Genomic DNA, 15626 nt, shown 5'->3' with positions numbered 1-15626 from the left:
TTCATTTCTTTTTTAACCCGCCACGTGTATGTAAGAAAACGCATTTTTGCTTTTATGCGTGCTGAAAATAAGAATGCTTAAATGACTGAAAAAAAACAATAGACAGTAACTGCAACGAGGATGATGCTGATAAGAATCACGTATAATTTGCGGTTGTTAGTGGATGAAACGATTCGCTGATCCAGCACATCGATACTGCTGACCTCAAGAATACTGTCACATTCACCATCATCCTTATAAATTTTAAATGAGACAACGTATGTCATACCTGATTTTGTACGATATGACATATTCTCCAGCCCGACGATATCCTCCCAGTACAGCCGTTTGAACTCACGCGCACCTCCTGTAATCCGCGCACAGATTTCATCCAGTTCATGTGGTTTGAACTTTTTTCCAACTAATTGATTTAATGCGTCAATCATATAAATCCTCCCATTACGCCAGGAAATACATACGTTTTTTTGAAAGTATAAAATTTTCCTCAATAACAAAGAACAGCATCCATGGCTTGCAGATCGCCCGCGGCAAGCGAGCAGCCGCAGTGACAATGCAATCTGCAATCCAACAAATCAATAGTTCGAAGATGGAGGACCAGGTGTTTTTGCCCGGTTTTTTCTTGTTTTCTGATAATTACTGTAATCAAAGAAGAATATGGATGACATGTTGCTGTTATATGAAACTGGTACATTGTATTCAGAAAAAAATTAAAGGATGTTGGTAATGAAGAAAATCATTTTGTTACTTACCTTGATTACGCTTGTTTTTTCGAGTATGCCTGTAAACGAGGCAGTAGCGAAGTCAAAATATAAAAAAATATCAGTTAGTGCAACCGCATATAACGAACTTGGACGGACGGCTACCGGGTTTGACTATCGGAAACATCCTACGGCAAAAGCTATCGCAGTAGATCCGCGTGTAATTCCGCTTGGATCAAAAGTCTATGTACCGGGTTACGGCTATGCAATTGCCAGAGATGTCGGTGGAAGAATTAAAGGAAAGATTATTGATGTCCATTTTAAAACCAGAAAACAAGCGATCAAATGGGGCAGAAAGAAAGTAAAAATCCGAATTTATCGAAAATAAAGCAAAAGGAACGCTCATGTCTGCGTATGCAGCCATGAGCGATTTTTTTTAACCTTTTTCTCTAGTTTGTCTAACGTTCGTTCATTAAGTCTGGGTTGCGCGTATGGTAGCGATCCCAGATAATGGCACCAATAATCGGGACAAGGACACAGACAGTACCAAACACACCTAGTGTAAACATCTCTCTGTCACGCTCCCTTAAGTTTTTTTTGAAAACGTTTACATCTATAGTATACATCTGTACTCCTGTCCTTTTCAAATGCAAAGCTAAATGGTTTATAACGATAAAAAAATATCGAAATACAATAAATATATGCTGTTAAACAATAATTATTGTGTTATAATCTTTTTGGCATAATAAAGAAACTGAAGTGAACGGGGAGTGTAAAAAATTCTATGGAAAAATGGAAAGAAAAAAGCATAAATAAAACGGCCTCTCGAAGAGGACTCAGGCTTTTAATCAGTACGATACTGCTTGGCATCCTTGCCACTTGGTTCTTTTTTGACCAGCTTCCGGGTATTACGATTCCGCTTTTTGTGACCGCTTTTTATAGCGTATTCTTCTGGAACGTGAATGGGGAAGTTCATGTTCAACGGAGTTTTGCCTGGCTTTTAATCATTCCCATTGCTCTGCTGTCACTGACCTATTTTGTTTTCTCAAATCGCGTTTTCTTTGCGCTTAATCTATTAGCTGTGCCGATCCTGATTGTGCTGCAGACAACACTTGCCGCGCATAAGGCGAAAAGCTCATGGGAATCATTTAAAATCATTGGCGATCTTTTCACAGGCTGTCTCTATCGCCCGTTTGCTTTTCTCTTCGTTCCTTTTCGCATAACTATAAAGCTTATCAATGCCAAATTTGCAGCTAAGGAAAGTCAGACAATGGTAAAAGTGTTGCTTGGTATGCTGATTGCTGTACCGCTTGTGGTTGTGATCGTGTCATTGCTCACATCTGCTGACGAGCGGTTCAGGTACTTGCTTGGCGGCATACCGAATCTCTTTACAGCTATTAATCTCGATGAATGCCTGCCACGGCTGATCTTTACTCTCGTCATTGCCTTGCCGGCTTTTAGTTATATTTGGAGCCTTATGACGAAAGCGAAGCCGGTGGTTTCCTTCCGCGTGCCGGAGGATGTTTCGAACGTGACCAGCAGCCTTGACTGTGTGATCGCTGCGACGCTTTTGACGATTATCAATGCGATTTATGCGCTGTTTACTTTTGTTCAGTTTTCCTATCTGTTCGGCAGTTTTTCATTGGCATTGCCGCATCAATTTACTTACGCGGAATATGCGCGCCGAGGATTTTTCGAGCTGGTTCTGGTAACTTTGATTAACTTCAGTATTTTACTTGTGACCGTGTATTGTACAAAGAAAGGGAGAAAGTCAATGAATCGCCTGTTGAACGGCCTTCATTCATTACTGATCAGTTTTACGCTGGTTATGCTGGTCTCAGCATTTGTCCGTATGTATGCATACGAGCAGATGTATGGATTCACCTATCTCCGTGTCCTGACTCATGCGTTCATGATCTTTCTCTTTGTCCTGTTTATCGTGACGCTGTGCCGGATATGGAATGAACGATTTAAGCTGTTCAAATATTATTTGCTGATTGCGCTCTCCACTTTTGTTCTGATCAATTATGCAAACGTGGATGTCTGGATTGCCAAGTGGAATAGTGAGCGCTATGAACAGACAGGAAAAATTGATGTTGACTACTTAATGACGCTTTCAGATGATGCTGTTCCGCAGCTCACCGCACTGCTCGATACTCAGGATCCACAAGTTGCACAACAGGTAAAGAAAGGGTTGGCAGACTGGAAAGAGTCACTGGATGCGGAGCGATCCTGGCAATCATTTAATCTCTCAAGCCTTCATGCAAGACAGGTACTGCAAAGTTATGATCTGGGGAGCGGGGACACATCAGCTGGCTCTTCCCAGGATCACGATTAAATCACTGCCTGCAGAAAAAGGACGGACACCAAAATTAAGGTGCCCGTCCTTTTGATTTTAATTTATTATTCCACATGCAATGTGACATTGCCTAAATGATGATCAAAGCTTGCCACATAGGTTCCTTTTTCCAGCTGTTCCGGCAGACAGAAGGTTCCAGTTGAGACGGTTGTCCCTCTTGTTATTTTTTTTCCTTCCTGATCTAATCTTTCGACAAGCCATTTCAATGCATGGAGCGGATTACCGAGCACTTCGGATGAAACCCCTGAAGTCAACGGCTGACCATTCAAGGTAACCGTTGCATGTACATCAGTCAATGCCTCAACGGAGGGTTTCGGTGCCGTCTCGCCAACTACAATGCGGCCGCAGACCGCGCTGTCCGAGATGACGAGTTCCAAAGGCAGCGCAGGAAACCAGTTCTTGAATCGTGAATCCGGCACCTCAATACCCGGTGCAATTTCTGTTTTCTCAAGCAGGGTCTGTACATCATCTTCCGGTGATAAATCTTCTAAAGCGGTGAATTCCAGTTCAAGTTCAAGCAACGGTTCATTAAGTGTACTTAACGCAACTGTGGCACCGTTTCTCAGAACACTTGACGCTACGATTTGCCCGTAAAGCGGAGAGTCAGAATGGAACATATCCTGAGTCTGTTTGCTGGTCAGGCTGATTTTGTAGCCCTTGACGGGTTCGCTTTTCTGTTCATTAAATTTGTGCTGCACCTCATAAGCATGCTCAGGGGTCAGACCGGAGCGATCGACAGCCTCCCAATCCAGGGGTTCATGCGTACTGAGCGCGTTGTACAACTTTTCTGATAAATCATCCTTTGTTACTGGCATGGTAAAACGCCTTCCTTTTCTGTTTTCTATTTTTTATCTGTATTTGTAAGGATCATTATAGTACTGCAAGAGGCAGAGTCAACCCTTTTTATGGAAAAAATCGGACAGATGGCAATAATCGCGCTGCGGGAACAATTCTGAAATTTAAGGCTGGCAGTAGTGTGAGACGAACGAGCCGGACTAATGGGTGGAAAATCGGATAGACTGAAGCGAATAAGAAAAATGCATCCCATTTTGGGATACACAGTTTTTACGGCTTATCCTTTTAGGTCAATAATAGTTCCTAAATTAGGATCTGTCGCCTGAAGGGTTTCAACCAATTGGGCACCGCTTTGCTTTGCGCTGTTCAAGGCCATTTTCGTAACAGCAAGACTAACATTCTGGCCGAGCAAAGATTGGTTTAAATCGATTGACAAAGATGGAATATCCAAGATAAACGCCTCCTTATTTATTATATCGGAACGATACTGAATTTCTTGAGGAGCCGGTGAAGGACTTACTTTTTTAGAATTATGCTGTTATCAAGCCTCTGGCAAAAACGCCGCCGCACTTATACGATAATCCGTTGAATTTTAAACTTTTTTATAAAAAAATCCTGCGCTTGCCGCGCAGGAGGAGAGGGGTAGTTTGATTTTACATTTATTATATCGGCTGACTCATTGCATTCTTTTAACTTATCGATCTGCCGAATAAGCGGCTTATACGTTCCAGCCGAATCAGATTTGGGCATCGGCAATCTGATTTGCTTATTTCCAATGACCGCCTATTTTTTTGGATCGGATTCGGAGCTGGCTGGACGGACGCAGAGATGGTCCTCTGAACAGTGCAGTCCGGCCATATTTTTGATGAATGGCATCTATAGCGGCGTTTAGTTTTTCTTTTTTTTCTGACTGATCGAACAGACTAAGCTGGTATTCTTTATCAGAATGCAATCCGGAAAGGGTTACGGCAATGCTTCTGATTGGCTGCCGGTCCCAGAAACGATCAAACAGGATGGAAGCAGCATGATAAATATCCATTCCGAAACTTGTTGTGTGGAAAATGGTTATCTGTCTGTAGAAGCCTGTCGGGTGATCAAAGTTCGCACCTCTGACACCGATTGAGACAATATTGCCGCGACAATGTTTTGCGCGTGCGCCGCGTGCCACTTCTTCGGCCAATTCAAGGATGATTGTTTTTATATCTTTTTCGTACACGTAGTCGTACGGAAGGGTTATGTTGTGGCCAATCGCTTTCGGTCTGTCATAAGTATGGACGGTTACGGGTGACGAATCGATCCCATTGGCTGTCTGCCACAGCAGCACGCCATTGATACCCCAGCGTTTTCTTAGCAGTTCAACAGGAGTGCTGGCCAGCATACCAACGGTTCGGATTCCCATGCCGATTAAATGCTTTTCCATATGACTGCCTACACTGAACATTGCTCTGATCGGCAAAGGCCACAAACATTTTTCAATATTATTTTGATCCAGCCGGAAAATGCCCGCTGTATTTTTTTTGGCGAAATTGTCGCATGCCATTTTTGCAAGCACTTTGTTTGTCCCGATGCCGATCCTTGCACGGACTCCCGTATCCTTCATGATTTTTTTCTGAATGGTTCTGGCTATTTCATCAGATGTTCCAAAAAGGTGCCGGCTCCCTGTGATATCGAGAAACTGTTCATCAACGGAATAGGGTTCAACAAGGTCAGTGAATGATTTCAATATCTGAGTGATCAACAGAGAGATGTCAAGATAGTGCTGCATACGTGGCCGTACAAGGACGGCCTGCGGACACTTAAGCAATGCCTGACCAACCGATTCAGCAGTCTTTATCCCATAGCTTTTGGCAACGGGATCCGCTGCCAGAACAATACCTGATCTTTGCTTCGGGTCACCGGCGACGATCAGCGGCTTATCTTTAAACTCCGGATGATCAGCCTTTTCTACAGAGGCATAAAAGGTCTGTATATCAACCAAAAAAATTTCCCGTGTCATATCATCATCACCATATATATTATATACGAACACACGTTCCTTTTATACTGGAAAAAACATGTATGGCTGCTGATTGATGAAAATGAAGAAAAATGAGTAGGAAAATACCGTACGTGATCCGATGGAACGCCTGATCTTTGGTGAGCTGAGACTGGATTTCTGCGAGCCTGCGAGGCACACATTGATCGATAATGACGGTGAAGGAGCAGAGCGGTATAAGCCTTTTCTCTTGTTTATGAGAGTGATTTTATGACGGAATGTTTGGCTGTATGAACAAGCTGGCACGAACGCAAAGCTGAGAGACAGGTAGAACAGGGCCAAAGATAAAAAATGGTGAGGCAAATTCTATTTTCCACTAATACCGAGAAAGTAGAATATCGGTAAAGCCACACCAGCAATTCGATAGAAAGTTTTAATTCCTGGATTCGGTTTGAAATGAGAAAATACCGGGCTGGATTTCATTGTCCACTCTGGTTTGATAATGGCAACGAGACCCCATATACAAATGATTATTCCACCAGCGATTTCTTTAAACATAACGAACTCCTTAGCCACGATGATGAACTAATTATAGCAAAAAAGGGAGGCGGGTACGTGTCATATCTGGAACATTGCACTCTCCCGGTAACTGCGCGCACAGGCTTTTATCAGGCATTGCTGTTTTGAAATCAATGATTAGCTAACTATTTTCGATTTTCCTGATTAACTTGTAATATTCAACAACAGCGAGAAGCAAGAAGGGATTAATCATAAATGAATAAATGGTTTTCCACCATCCATAGCGAAAATATCCCCACGGTTCAGGTAATAATGTCACAAGTTCATATGCGGTAATGGCTACTGTCCAAAGGGATAAATACAAAACGCGTTTATATAAAGAACGTCCAAACGGATACCAATTCAGAAATATCAAATTAACTGGCGGAATCAGCATAACTAAGGCAGGCAGAGCCTCAAAATCAACCCCGGGTTTGAAATACCAATACGCATGAAATTTCTGAATGACAAACGCGTCGATTATAACTTGGAAGGCGATAGTAAATGTCCAAATATGAAAAATTTGATTTTTTGTTAATCGTGAAACCCTTAAAAAGGCAAAGAAATTAAATAAAACCACGGCAGTTAGCAGGCCGATCATGAAACTCACCTTGTTTTTAGACCTATTATTTCCGTTACGTACGGTATGTATGCGAGCAAGCGCTTTGAGTGGATCACACGGGTGTTGCCAATGCCGTTGATCGAGTGTATACAGAAGCGCCTGAGGACGTTCAGTGGATTGTTCAGGCAAAGTATTGGAGCAAAGACAAAACCAACTGGCAGACAATCGCTGGACGTTTGGGCGTGAGCATGCAGAAAGCAGTAAGGATAAACAAGGCGCTAATTTTTAAGACAGCGGATATTACGGGATTATGTCATGTTATAATCAATACAGGCAATAAATGAAGCATATGAGCGGATGCGGTGACACCCTCAGAAAGGGGGTGAAGCCGATGACGGTATTTCAAGCATTAACATTGATGATTAGTTTTGCAATGCTGGTGCTGATACTGTCAGATAAAAAGAAATGATCCGCTTCATATGCCATTTGCGGTGGCTTTGATTGAAGTGGATCATTTTCAGATGATATAAATTTTAGTCTTAGCACCGTACCGCTCTATGCGGATATTGCCATTCCGTCAGTGTTCGCGCACTGACGGTTTTATTCTACGTTCCTTGTGTCTTTATTATACCCGGTAAGAGGTATAAGATGCAACGATAATACGGCGGAACAAAATTATACTGGTTGCTTTTTTGTGTCTATAAGATAGTCTTAAAGCCGTTTATTTTAATTCATTTTTGCACTCGATTTGCACCTTTCGGATTTCTGAGAGGGGATCACGAAATTTAGACAAAACAAAAAGCCTTATATATCAAGGCTTTTCGGTATGTCCCAGAAGGGATTCGAACCCATGACCCACGGCTTAGAAGGCCGTTGCTCTATCCAGCTGAGCTACTGGGACGAATATTTACGACGACCTTTATAATTTTAGTGAACGGGACAAGATCTGTCAATGCCTAACGAAAAATACTTTTCTCACGTCAAGAATCTTTTTATTTTCTTGTCATGGTATTTCTGGTTTTGCGCAGATTGATGTGGGAATCAGCGTTCTGTGCGGCTATAAAAGAGTAAATAGGAGAAAGGTACCTCTCCGGTTGCGCGCATCAACGAGGGCAGCCGCTGGCGATCCAGGAGTCTCCGTGGCAGACCTGCGCTGCCAGCAGGATCCCCTTTGGATCACATCAACAGGGACGCTCTACAACAGTAATCCGCCACCCGTGTGCTTAATCTCAAAACGTACGTCATTTTAAAGGGTGTCCCATTGTCAATAGACTTTTGAGACACCCTCTAAAAAAGAGTTATTATCGATTAGGTATTTGAGCCGTTAAGGATAACAAGGGGTTTATCCCTCTTTGAAATCGTTTCACTCTGAGACGATAGAAGTCTTCGATGACAATGTATTTCTGATTGTTTAGTTGAATCACATCACCTTTTTTATACTTTTGACTGCTGGCATTGATCTGCACCTTCTGGCTTAAATGCCATGAGAATCGATCGACATATTTAATCACATACATATTGCGAAGCATAAAAGATAACCTCCTTGTTTTGTGATCATGATTGTTGAAGATGTAATTCGGATAATTATTATAGCAATTCATGCAGGAAATGAAGCAAAAGGTTAATATCTTATACATTGTGAAAAGGCGGGGGAGGAAGATCAGGACAAAAACAGATCTCGGAGTCCGCATTACTTGTGCAAACTTTTTTCTGATCTGCTTATTTCAATGGCATACGTCACAGTATTAATTTTTTTCTTCATGTATACTGACAGCAACAGGTTTTTAGATATTACTGATGGCAAGTGATACCAGTATCCGGCATCATGAGAGACTGGATGAACGAATGTAAAGGAAAAGAGGTCATGAACATTGAAAAGAATTATTACGTTAAACACGATGAATTTAAAAGAATCAGTGAGCCACGGGGGACATGGCGAATGCCAGACGTCTTGCCAGTCTGCGTGCAAGACATCCTGCGGCGTTGCCAATCAGCAATGTGCTGAGCCGGCCAATCGATAAACCGCTGGTTGTTACCGCTCAGTTGCCGCATGCAGCTGGGCGGCAATTTTTTTGTGCGATTCAGGCGTCTTTTCGTCATTTGACTAAATAATCTATGTGCGGTACGAAGGAGCTTGATTGAATGATTCATCAATATAAATTAAACGGATACAACATTGTGCTTGATACGTACAGCGGTTCGGTACATGTTGTTGATGATCTTGCCTACGATATTATTGAACGCTATGAACATATGGATCCGGACACTATTATTGAGAAAATGCTGGATAAATATCGGGGCCACGAAGATGTAACGGAAACGAGCATACGCGAGACGATTGAAGAGGTTGCTCAGTTGAAAAGAGATGGCAAGCTTTATTCTGAAGATGAATTCAAGGATCTTTCCTTCAATCTGAAAAAAAGAAAAACTTATGTCAAGGCTCTTTGTCTCAATGTCGCCCATACGTGTAACCTGACCTGTGATTACTGTTTTGCGAGCCAGGGTAAGTATCATGGTGCACGGGCGCTGATGAGTCTGGAAGTCGGCATGCGGGCAATCGATTTCCTTCTGGAGAATTGCGGTTTTCACCGCAACCTGGATGTTGACTTCTTTGGCGGTGAACCGCTGATGAACTGGCAAGTCGTCAAACAGATTGTCGCTTATGCACGAAGCAAGGAAGGAACGTGCAATAAACATTTTCGTTTTACATTGACAACCAATGGTTTGCTGCTTAGAGATGAAGTCATCGATTTTCTGAACAAGGAAATGCACAATGTCGTTCTCAGTCTGGACGGGCGCAAAGAAGTTCATGACCGGCTGCGCAAAACGATTAATGGAAAAGGCAGTTATGATTATATCGTTCCGAAGTTCCAGAATTTTGTCAAAAAACGTGGAGACAGGGAATATTACGTACGTGGAACGTTTACCCATAACAACGTGGATTTCACCAATGATATTTTCCATATGGCGGACTTAGGTTTTGATCGTCTGTCGATGGAACCTGTGATCAGTGATCCGTCTGAGCCATACGCACTTAAAGAAGAAGATTTGCCTGAAATTTATGAACAATACGAAATTCTTGCTAAGGAAATGCTGAAGCGCGAAGAAGAGGGACACGGCTTTATTTTCTATCATTATATGCTCGATCTGAACGAAGGCCCGTGCATTCATAAACGAATCTCAGGTTGCGGATCCGGGACGGAGTATCTGGCAGTTACCCCATGGGGAGAGTTGTTCCCCTGCCATCAATTTGTCGGTGATGAGGCATACAGCATGGGCAACATTTGGGATGGTGTGAAAGCACCTGAAATTCAGGAGCAGTTCAAAGAGACCAACTGTTATTCAAAACCGGAATGTCAGGATTGCTGGGCAAAACTATATTGTAGCGGCGGCTGTCCGGCAAATTCGCTCCATGCAACCGGTAAACTGACAGGAAACTTTGAATTCAGCTGTGATATTTTTCGCAAACGTATTGAATGTGCCATGATGATTAAGGTCGCACAGTCCATGAAAGTGGGCAGCGAAAATCAGGCTGTGTATAAATAAAAAATGGTAGGTTAAGAGACTGTACCCAGAGGCATTTGCTAACAACCCCACAATTTGATGCATCAGAAATTTGCGCGTTCAAAGAGGAATCTCATAGTCAAATCGACTTTTGAGACCCTCTTTTTTTGCAGGTTCAACTCGGTGATTGCTATTTCGGAATATTTCATAATGAGTCATATAAGAAAATATATGACATAATATATAGAAGTAATGACGTAATTATGTTATCCTTAAAGTGGCGCGTAAATTGTCGCTGCATAACGGACAGTGAGTGGCATGCTTACAAAAGCAAAGGCTGGCGATCATTAAAAATAATAAAGTTAAATCTAGTTGTGAAAACGCTTGCAACATATTTTATGAGGTTAAGGGGATGCCGATGGACACGAAGTACCTGGATTTACTTGCTGAGAAGTATGATACAGAAGAAAAAGTGGCAACGGAACTTATTAATCTGGAAGCCATTTTAAACCTGCCTAAGGGGACTGAGCATTTTGTCAGTGATTTGCATGGTGAATATTATGCATTTCAGCATGTTTTGCGGAACGGTTCCGGAAACGTCAAACAAAAGATCAGTGATTTGTTTAAGAATTGGTCACAGCATGAAATCAACGAGTTTGCGACACTTGTCTATTATCCCGAGGAGAAACTTCAGGCTGTGAAAAAAACAGTCAGCCAGGAGCAGATGAACCAATGGTATGAAGCGACAATTGATCGATTGATTAAGTTGACCTCGTTTTCCTCATCCAAGTATACGCGCTCAAAAGTCCGTAAAGCCCTTCCGCAGTCCTTTGTCTACATCATTGAAGAACTTCTTTATAAAAAAGATGAATTCAGCAATAAAAAGGAATACTACTCAAAAATTATTAACCACATTGTTGCGCTCGGTCAGGCGGATAAATTGATTATCGGGCTCTCGTACACAATTCAGCGTTTGGTTGTTGATCATTTGCATGTTGTTGGCGATATATATGACCGTGGGCCACACCCGGATCGAATCATGGACACGCTTCTAACGTATCATTCTGTCGATGTCCAGTGGGGGAACCACGATGTTCTTTGGATGGGTGCTTATTCGGGTTCAAAAGTATGTCTTGCCAACCTGATTCGTATTTGTGCGCGATATAATAATTTGGACATTATTGAGGATCGCTACGGAATTAATCTTATCCCGCTGCTCAATCTTGCTGAAAACTATTACAAGGACAATCCGGCATTCCGGCCCAAACTGAGCGGCAATACGCACATTACCGAAAGTGAACGGCTGCAGATCACTAAAATTCATCAGGCAATTGCAATGATCCAATTTAAGCTGGAAATACCGATTATCAAGCGTCGCCCAGACTTTCATATGGAGCACCGTTTGCTGCTGGAGCGTATTCACTTTGACCAAAAGTCGATTGAAATAAATGGAAAGCGATTTCCATTGACGCATACCTGCTTTGCCACAGTTGATCCGGAACATCCGGATCAACTGCTGCCCGAGGAAGAAAAGGTGATCAATAAACTGCTAAGCTCTTTCCAGCACTCTGAAAAATTAGCGCGGCATATGAATTTTCTGATTGAAAAAGGCAGTCTTTACTTGAAGTATAATGGCAACTTATTAATTCATGGCTGTATTCCGCTTAACGAGGACGGCAGCATGAAGGCAATGACGATTAATGGACAGAGGTATAAAGGGAAACAGCTGCTTGACATTTTTGAACACTATTTGCGTTTCAGCTGCGCACATCCGCAAATGAATGATGATCTGGCAACGGATATGGTTTGGTATTTATGGACAGGTGAAAATTCATCGCTTTTCGGGAAGAAAGAAATGACAACATTTGAGCGGTATTTTATTGAAGATAAATCGATGCATAAAGAAGAGAAAAACCCGTATTATACGCTGCGTGAACAAGAAAAAGTGTGTCGCAGAATTCTCAGTGACTTCGACCTGGATCCCGAAAATGGGCACATCATCAACGGACATACGCCAGTTGAAGAAATTAACGGTGAAAATCCGATCAAGGCGAATGGTAAGATGATTGTCATCGACGGCGGTTTTTCCAAAGCCTATCAGTCAAAAACGGGAATAGCAGGCTATACGTTATTGTATAACTCGTATGGAATGCAACTGGTTGCGCATCAACGGTTCACCTCCAAGGAAGATGTGCTGATGAACGGCATGGATGTTCTTTCGGTAAGGAGGCTTGTCGATCACGAATTACGAAGAAAAAAAGTGCGTGAAACAAATGTTGGCAAACAAATATTAGAGCAGATTGCTGTATTAAACGACCTGCTTAAGCATTGTTATCAGCATTAATTCCTTCTTGAAAAGCTGTTTCAAAGTAGTAAGGCAGCGATAAGAAAGTCCCAAGTTCTAAGAATCATTTATCTATCATATAAAGCGCCCTTGCCGGAGGCATAGCGAAGCCAAGTTTTCTAATACGAAAGGAAAGTATAATTTTTTCCCTGTAACAAATAAGCAAAGCAGTTATTTCCTGGTGTTCTTCCTTTATTTTGCTACGCATTTTCTGTAGGTGAAAATCATCGTGATGATCCCAAAGCCAATGATTCCGAGAATAAGCAGCGCTGCGTGAAGAAAGAACGTTTCCGGAAGAATACGGATAATCGGATCTGCTGCAGGATCGAAAATCCAATAGTTGTTTCGGAAAAATATTCGATGGAACAAAATAAACGTGCCGTTAAAATCCATGGCAAAAAGCAGCAACGGTATGATCGTGAAAAGGGTCAGGAATACAGCGGCGCGTTTCAGAGGGAAAAAGTCGCGGATTCTTGTCATTTTCCAAATACCGAATGCACTTGATAACGCAGCAAGACCAAGCAGCACTTCAACTGCTGTAAAAATTCGTTTGACTTCTTGAAAATGGATGCGCCCGCCATTTGAATAGGCAAGCGAAGGGAGTTCAAAAGGTTGTGGAAACGGGTTAAGCAGATAAGCAATGACATAATTATAATTTTCCACGATTTGCTCATGGCTGAAACCGGACTCATTAGCGATTTGCAGATGCCAGATATCAAAATAGTAAAGCGGTGTAAAAGATAGAGTAATGATTATGGCAAGGCAAATGACGAATACGGCAATACTGAGTGCAAGAAAGCTCTGGACCAGGCGATATGCAGAAAAAAACAAGTATGAACACTCCTTACGGCAACGGATTGATGATTAATGGAAGATCAGTTCCATCTCTCTTACCTTCCATTATCTATTATTATTAGCAGAAGTTCAAAAGTGGGGATGAATAAAAATTAAAGGGACCTTGAAAAAGTCGTCATTTGCACGGCGTACTTACGGAGAGAATAACGATAAAAATTCTTTGGTTTTGTCATTTTCCGCGCAATAAGTGTGACGGCGGCTTCGCCTTCGCCAGAAGCTTGGCGAAGCCAGGTTTTCTAATCCAATGCAGGCCGTTTTTGCGAAGTCGACATGACGGCACATTTCAGATGATCAAATGTTACGAATGATTGTTCGCTTGTTTTTAATGATTTAACCATATGGAAATGCCGGAAGAAAATTAGTTTTGGGCTCTGTAAGCAAACCTTACAGTATCGCCTGCAGAATTACTGGTTCAGCAGGCTTCATAGTCAATAGCAAAATGATGCACCGATAATAATCAGCAGGATAAACAGAACGATCAGCAGGGCAAATCCGTTTCCGTAATTCCAGCCGCTATTTTCCCATCCCATGGCGGCAACTTCCTCATCACGTGATACTGTATTATATGACGGATGAAAGCACTGGGTTTGAGCCAATGCCAGACTATCGGTGCCGCTCGTTTCACAATCGTTTGATTAAATAGGGCATATTATTGCTTGCTTTATTTAAATCTTTTGTGACCTCATAGCACTGCATGCATTCTGAATCAAAAGGTTTAAGCATACGCAACAGCTCGCCTGGCTCCGTTGAAGGATCGATCCATTTCTCTTCATCCTTTTTGGAAAGAATAACGGGCATGCGGCTGTGAAATGGCTCTACCAGCGCATTTGCTTCAGTTGTCAGAATGGTGCAACTGTAGATGGTTTGCCGGTCTTCGGTTACCCATGAATCCCACAGCCCGGCCATCGCGAACAGATCGCCTGACTTCATTAGAAATCGATAAGGTGTCTTCTGAGAGTGTTCGTTATGATCCCACTCATAAAATGAATCGGCAATGATCAGGCAGCGTCTTTTGCTGAACGATTCACGAAAACTTGGCTTCTCTGTCACACTTTCCGAACGTGCATTGATCAGTTTATAACCAATTTTTTCATCTTTAGCCCAGGAAGGAATCAGTCCCCAGCGCAGATAACCCATGCGATTTCCTGAACTTCCTCTGACTACGGCAAGTATATTCTGACCGGGCGCAGTATTATAGCTTGCATTGTACTTCTCTTTACTTACGGCATGGCGAACGCCAAAACGTGCAGTGATATATTGGTAAGGCGCAATCAGAGTAAAACGTCCGCACATCAGATCACCTCATTATTGTCTGCTTAAATCAAGTATAACAAATTTGATCGAATGGAATGGAAAGATATGGAGATACTATGAGATGACCAATAGATAAGTATTCCAAGGAGAGAATGAAATGTCTGCCATTGTTAAAAATATGGATTTATCTGCTCGGGGCCTCTGGTTTCCGATTACTCTGACATTGTCGCTTTTAGTGCTTGTTCTCTTCATGAAGAAGAAACAGTTAACATGGAGAGAGATCTATCTCACCTATGGATCCATTGGATTTCTGACCTGGGTGATTGATACACTGACTGGAAACATACTGGATTTATATGATGTTGGCCATGCAGGCATTACAGGAATCGGTGATTTTCTTTCTTTTTCGTTTGTACCGTCTTCATTAGCTGTCATTTTTTTGAATTTCAGAACAGAGAAAAACAAGGGATTCATGATTTTATTATTTACGGCCATTTCAATGATTATCTATTGGGGAGTCCGTGCATCCGGGTACTTTAAGGATAAAGGGTGGAACATTTTTTTGGCGCTGGCAGTTTTTATCATTGCGTACTGGCTTATCATTCCACTGCATTTACGCCTGATGCGTAATAATGATCGACATATGCGGAAATAGCATCGTGCACGAACAGTGAAATCATCAAAACTTCTATGTCTGATGTTCTCCAATAACGGCAAGTCAG

Annotated in this window: 17 protein-coding genes and 1 tRNA gene; 7 read left to right on the top strand and 11 right to left on the bottom strand. The window is 42.2% G+C overall.

What is annotated here, in order from left to right; genetic code table 11:
- Positions 1–77 precede the first annotated feature (77 nt).
- Positions 78–425, bottom strand: a complete 348-nt coding sequence (locus M3N64_RS01095) for a hypothetical protein (protein ID WP_249095858.1) — start codon at positions 423–425, stop codon at positions 78–80.
- A 298-nt stretch (positions 426–723) separates the two neighbouring features.
- On the opposite strand from M3N64_RS01095, the gene M3N64_RS01090 reads away from it, so the two are divergent.
- Together M3N64_RS01090 and M3N64_RS01085 are read left to right on the top strand one after the other, a co-directional pair.
- Positions 724–1086, top strand: coding sequence for a 3D domain-containing protein (locus M3N64_RS01090; RefSeq protein ID WP_249095856.1), 363 nt, complete (start codon positions 724–726; stop codon positions 1084–1086).
- Between the two features lie 396 nt (positions 1087–1482).
- Complete coding sequence (locus M3N64_RS01085) at positions 1483–3036, top strand: DUF4153 domain-containing protein (protein ID WP_249095854.1); 1554 nt, start codon at positions 1483–1485, stop codon at positions 3034–3036.
- Between the two features lie 65 nt (positions 3037–3101).
- On the opposite strand, the gene M3N64_RS01080 is transcribed toward M3N64_RS01085, so the two are convergent.
- From M3N64_RS01080 to M3N64_RS01060, 5 genes are all read right to left on the bottom strand, one after another.
- Positions 3102–3872: a 2-keto-4-pentenoate hydratase gene (locus M3N64_RS01080; RefSeq protein ID WP_249095845.1), complete on the bottom strand. Its 771-nt coding sequence runs from the start codon at positions 3870–3872 to the stop codon at positions 3102–3104.
- Positions 3873–4129: 257 nt separating this feature from the next.
- The gene (locus tag M3N64_RS01075; protein WP_249095843.1) at positions 4130–4303 is read right to left on the bottom strand and encodes a YjfB family protein; all 174 of its coding nucleotides are present in this window, start codon (positions 4301–4303) and stop codon (positions 4130–4132) included.
- Positions 4304–4618: 315 nt separating this feature from the next.
- Positions 4619–5848 carry a DNA polymerase IV gene (locus M3N64_RS01070; protein ID WP_249095841.1) on the bottom strand — a complete coding sequence of 410 codons (1230 nt, stop codon included), beginning with the start codon at positions 5846–5848 and terminating at the stop codon, positions 4619–4621.
- 345 nt (positions 5849–6193) lie between these two features.
- A complete protein-coding gene (locus M3N64_RS01065; RefSeq protein WP_249095840.1) occupies positions 6194–6385 on the bottom strand; it encodes a hypothetical protein in 192 nt (63 codons plus the stop codon).
- A 142-nt stretch (positions 6386–6527) separates the two neighbouring features.
- Positions 6528–6986 (bottom strand): hypothetical protein, encoded by a 459-nt coding sequence (locus M3N64_RS01060; RefSeq protein ID WP_249095838.1) that lies wholly within the window; start codon positions 6984–6986, stop codon positions 6528–6530.
- 68 nt (positions 6987–7054) lie between these two features.
- On the opposite strand from M3N64_RS01060, the gene M3N64_RS01055 reads away from it, so the two are divergent.
- On the top strand, positions 7055–7291 hold the full coding sequence (locus tag M3N64_RS01055) for a hypothetical protein (RefSeq protein WP_249095837.1): 237 nt from the start codon (positions 7055–7057) through the stop codon (positions 7289–7291).
- 483 nt (positions 7292–7774) lie between these two features.
- On the opposite strand, the gene M3N64_RS01050 is transcribed toward M3N64_RS01055, so the two are convergent.
- Together M3N64_RS01050 and M3N64_RS01045 are read right to left on the bottom strand one after the other, a co-directional pair.
- Positions 7775–7848, bottom strand: a tRNA-Arg gene (locus M3N64_RS01050).
- 400 nt (positions 7849–8248) lie between these two features.
- Positions 8249–8476 (bottom strand): hypothetical protein, encoded by a 228-nt coding sequence (locus M3N64_RS01045; protein WP_249095835.1) that lies wholly within the window; start codon positions 8474–8476, stop codon positions 8249–8251.
- Between the two features lie 342 nt (positions 8477–8818).
- On the opposite strand from M3N64_RS01045, the gene scfA reads away from it, so the two are divergent.
- The 3 genes from scfA to M3N64_RS01030 all read left to right on the top strand — a co-directional run bounded on the left by scfA (position 8819) and on the right by M3N64_RS01030 (position 12795).
- Positions 8819–8968, top strand: a complete 150-nt coding sequence (scfA, locus tag M3N64_RS01040) for a six-cysteine ranthipeptide SCIFF (RefSeq protein ID WP_249095832.1) — start codon at positions 8819–8821, stop codon at positions 8966–8968.
- 121 nt (positions 8969–9089) lie between these two features.
- Positions 9090–10493, top strand: a complete 1404-nt coding sequence (scfB, locus tag M3N64_RS01035; RefSeq protein ID WP_249095821.1) for a thioether cross-link-forming SCIFF peptide maturase — start codon at positions 9090–9092, stop codon at positions 10491–10493.
- Between the two features lie 376 nt (positions 10494–10869).
- Positions 10870–12795 (top strand): fructose-1,6-bisphosphatase, encoded by a 1926-nt coding sequence (locus tag M3N64_RS01030; RefSeq protein WP_249096855.1) that lies wholly within the window; start codon positions 10870–10872, stop codon positions 12793–12795.
- A 192-nt stretch (positions 12796–12987) separates the two neighbouring features.
- On the opposite strand, the gene M3N64_RS01025 is transcribed toward M3N64_RS01030, so the two are convergent.
- The 3 genes from M3N64_RS01025 to M3N64_RS01015 all read right to left on the bottom strand — a co-directional run bounded on the left by M3N64_RS01025 (position 12988) and on the right by M3N64_RS01015 (position 14943).
- Entirely contained in the window at positions 12988–13626 is a 639-nt protein-coding gene (locus M3N64_RS01025) for a TIGR01906 family membrane protein (RefSeq protein WP_249095803.1), read from the bottom strand.
- Positions 13627–14078: 452 nt separating this feature from the next.
- Positions 14079–14180, bottom strand: a complete 102-nt coding sequence (locus M3N64_RS01020) for a YjcZ family sporulation protein (RefSeq protein WP_249095799.1) — start codon at positions 14178–14180, stop codon at positions 14079–14081.
- A gap of 91 nt (positions 14181–14271) precedes the next feature.
- A complete protein-coding gene (locus M3N64_RS01015) occupies positions 14272–14943 on the bottom strand; it encodes an SOS response-associated peptidase (protein ID WP_249095781.1) in 672 nt (223 codons plus the stop codon).
- A gap of 118 nt (positions 14944–15061) precedes the next feature.
- Between M3N64_RS01015 and M3N64_RS01010 the strand changes: the two genes are divergently transcribed.
- Positions 15062–15559, top strand: a complete 498-nt coding sequence (locus M3N64_RS01010; RefSeq protein ID WP_249095777.1) for a hypothetical protein — start codon at positions 15062–15064, stop codon at positions 15557–15559.
- Positions 15560–15626 lie beyond the last annotated feature (67 nt).

The sequence above is a fragment of the Sporolactobacillus mangiferae genome (assembly GCF_023336505.1).
Taxonomy (GTDB): domain Bacteria; phylum Bacillota; class Bacilli; order Bacillales; family Sporolactobacillaceae; genus Sporolactobacillus; species Sporolactobacillus mangiferae.
The sequence above is the reverse complement of the archived record's forward strand: the minus strand, read 5'-3'. Positions and strand labels throughout refer to the sequence as shown.

What these genes read in the sequence shown, in the direction of transcription:
- scfB (WP_249095821.1), top strand. Translation starts at nt 9,090, where the DNA reads ATGATTCATCAATATAAATTAAACGGATACAACATTGTGCTTGATACG.
- M3N64_RS01095 (WP_249095858.1), bottom strand. Translation starts at nt 425, where the DNA reads ATGATTGACGCATTAAATCAATTAGTTGGAAAAAAGTTCAAACCACAT.
- M3N64_RS01085 (WP_249095854.1), top strand. Translation starts at nt 1,483, where the DNA reads ATGGAAAAATGGAAAGAAAAAAGCATAAATAAAACGGCCTCTCGAAGA.
- M3N64_RS01060 (WP_249095838.1), bottom strand. Translation starts at nt 6,986, where the DNA reads ATGATCGGCCTGCTAACTGCCGTGGTTTTATTTAATTTCTTTGCCTTT.
- M3N64_RS01065 (WP_249095840.1), bottom strand. Translation starts at nt 6,385, where the DNA reads ATGTTTAAAGAAATCGCTGGTGGAATAATCATTTGTATATGGGGTCTC.
- M3N64_RS01015 (WP_249095781.1), bottom strand. Translation starts at nt 14,943, where the DNA reads ATGTGCGGACGTTTTACTCTGATTGCGCCTTACCAATATATCACTGCA.
- M3N64_RS01045 (WP_249095835.1), bottom strand. Translation starts at nt 8,476, where the DNA reads ATGCTTCGCAATATGTATGTGATTAAATATGTCGATCGATTCTCATGG.
- M3N64_RS01070 (WP_249095841.1), bottom strand. Translation starts at nt 5,848, where the DNA reads ATGACACGGGAAATTTTTTTGGTTGATATACAGACCTTTTATGCCTCT.
- M3N64_RS01080 (WP_249095845.1), bottom strand. Translation starts at nt 3,872, where the DNA reads ATGCCAGTAACAAAGGATGATTTATCAGAAAAGTTGTACAACGCGCTC.
- M3N64_RS01030 (WP_249096855.1), top strand. Translation starts at nt 10,870, where the DNA reads ATGGACACGAAGTACCTGGATTTACTTGCTGAGAAGTATGATACAGAA.
- M3N64_RS01090 (WP_249095856.1), top strand. Translation starts at nt 724, where the DNA reads ATGAAGAAAATCATTTTGTTACTTACCTTGATTACGCTTGTTTTTTCG.
- M3N64_RS01010 (WP_249095777.1), top strand. Translation starts at nt 15,062, where the DNA reads ATGTCTGCCATTGTTAAAAATATGGATTTATCTGCTCGGGGCCTCTGG.
- M3N64_RS01020 (WP_249095799.1), bottom strand. Translation starts at nt 14,180, where the DNA reads ATGGGATGGGAAAATAGCGGCTGGAATTACGGAAACGGATTTGCCCTG.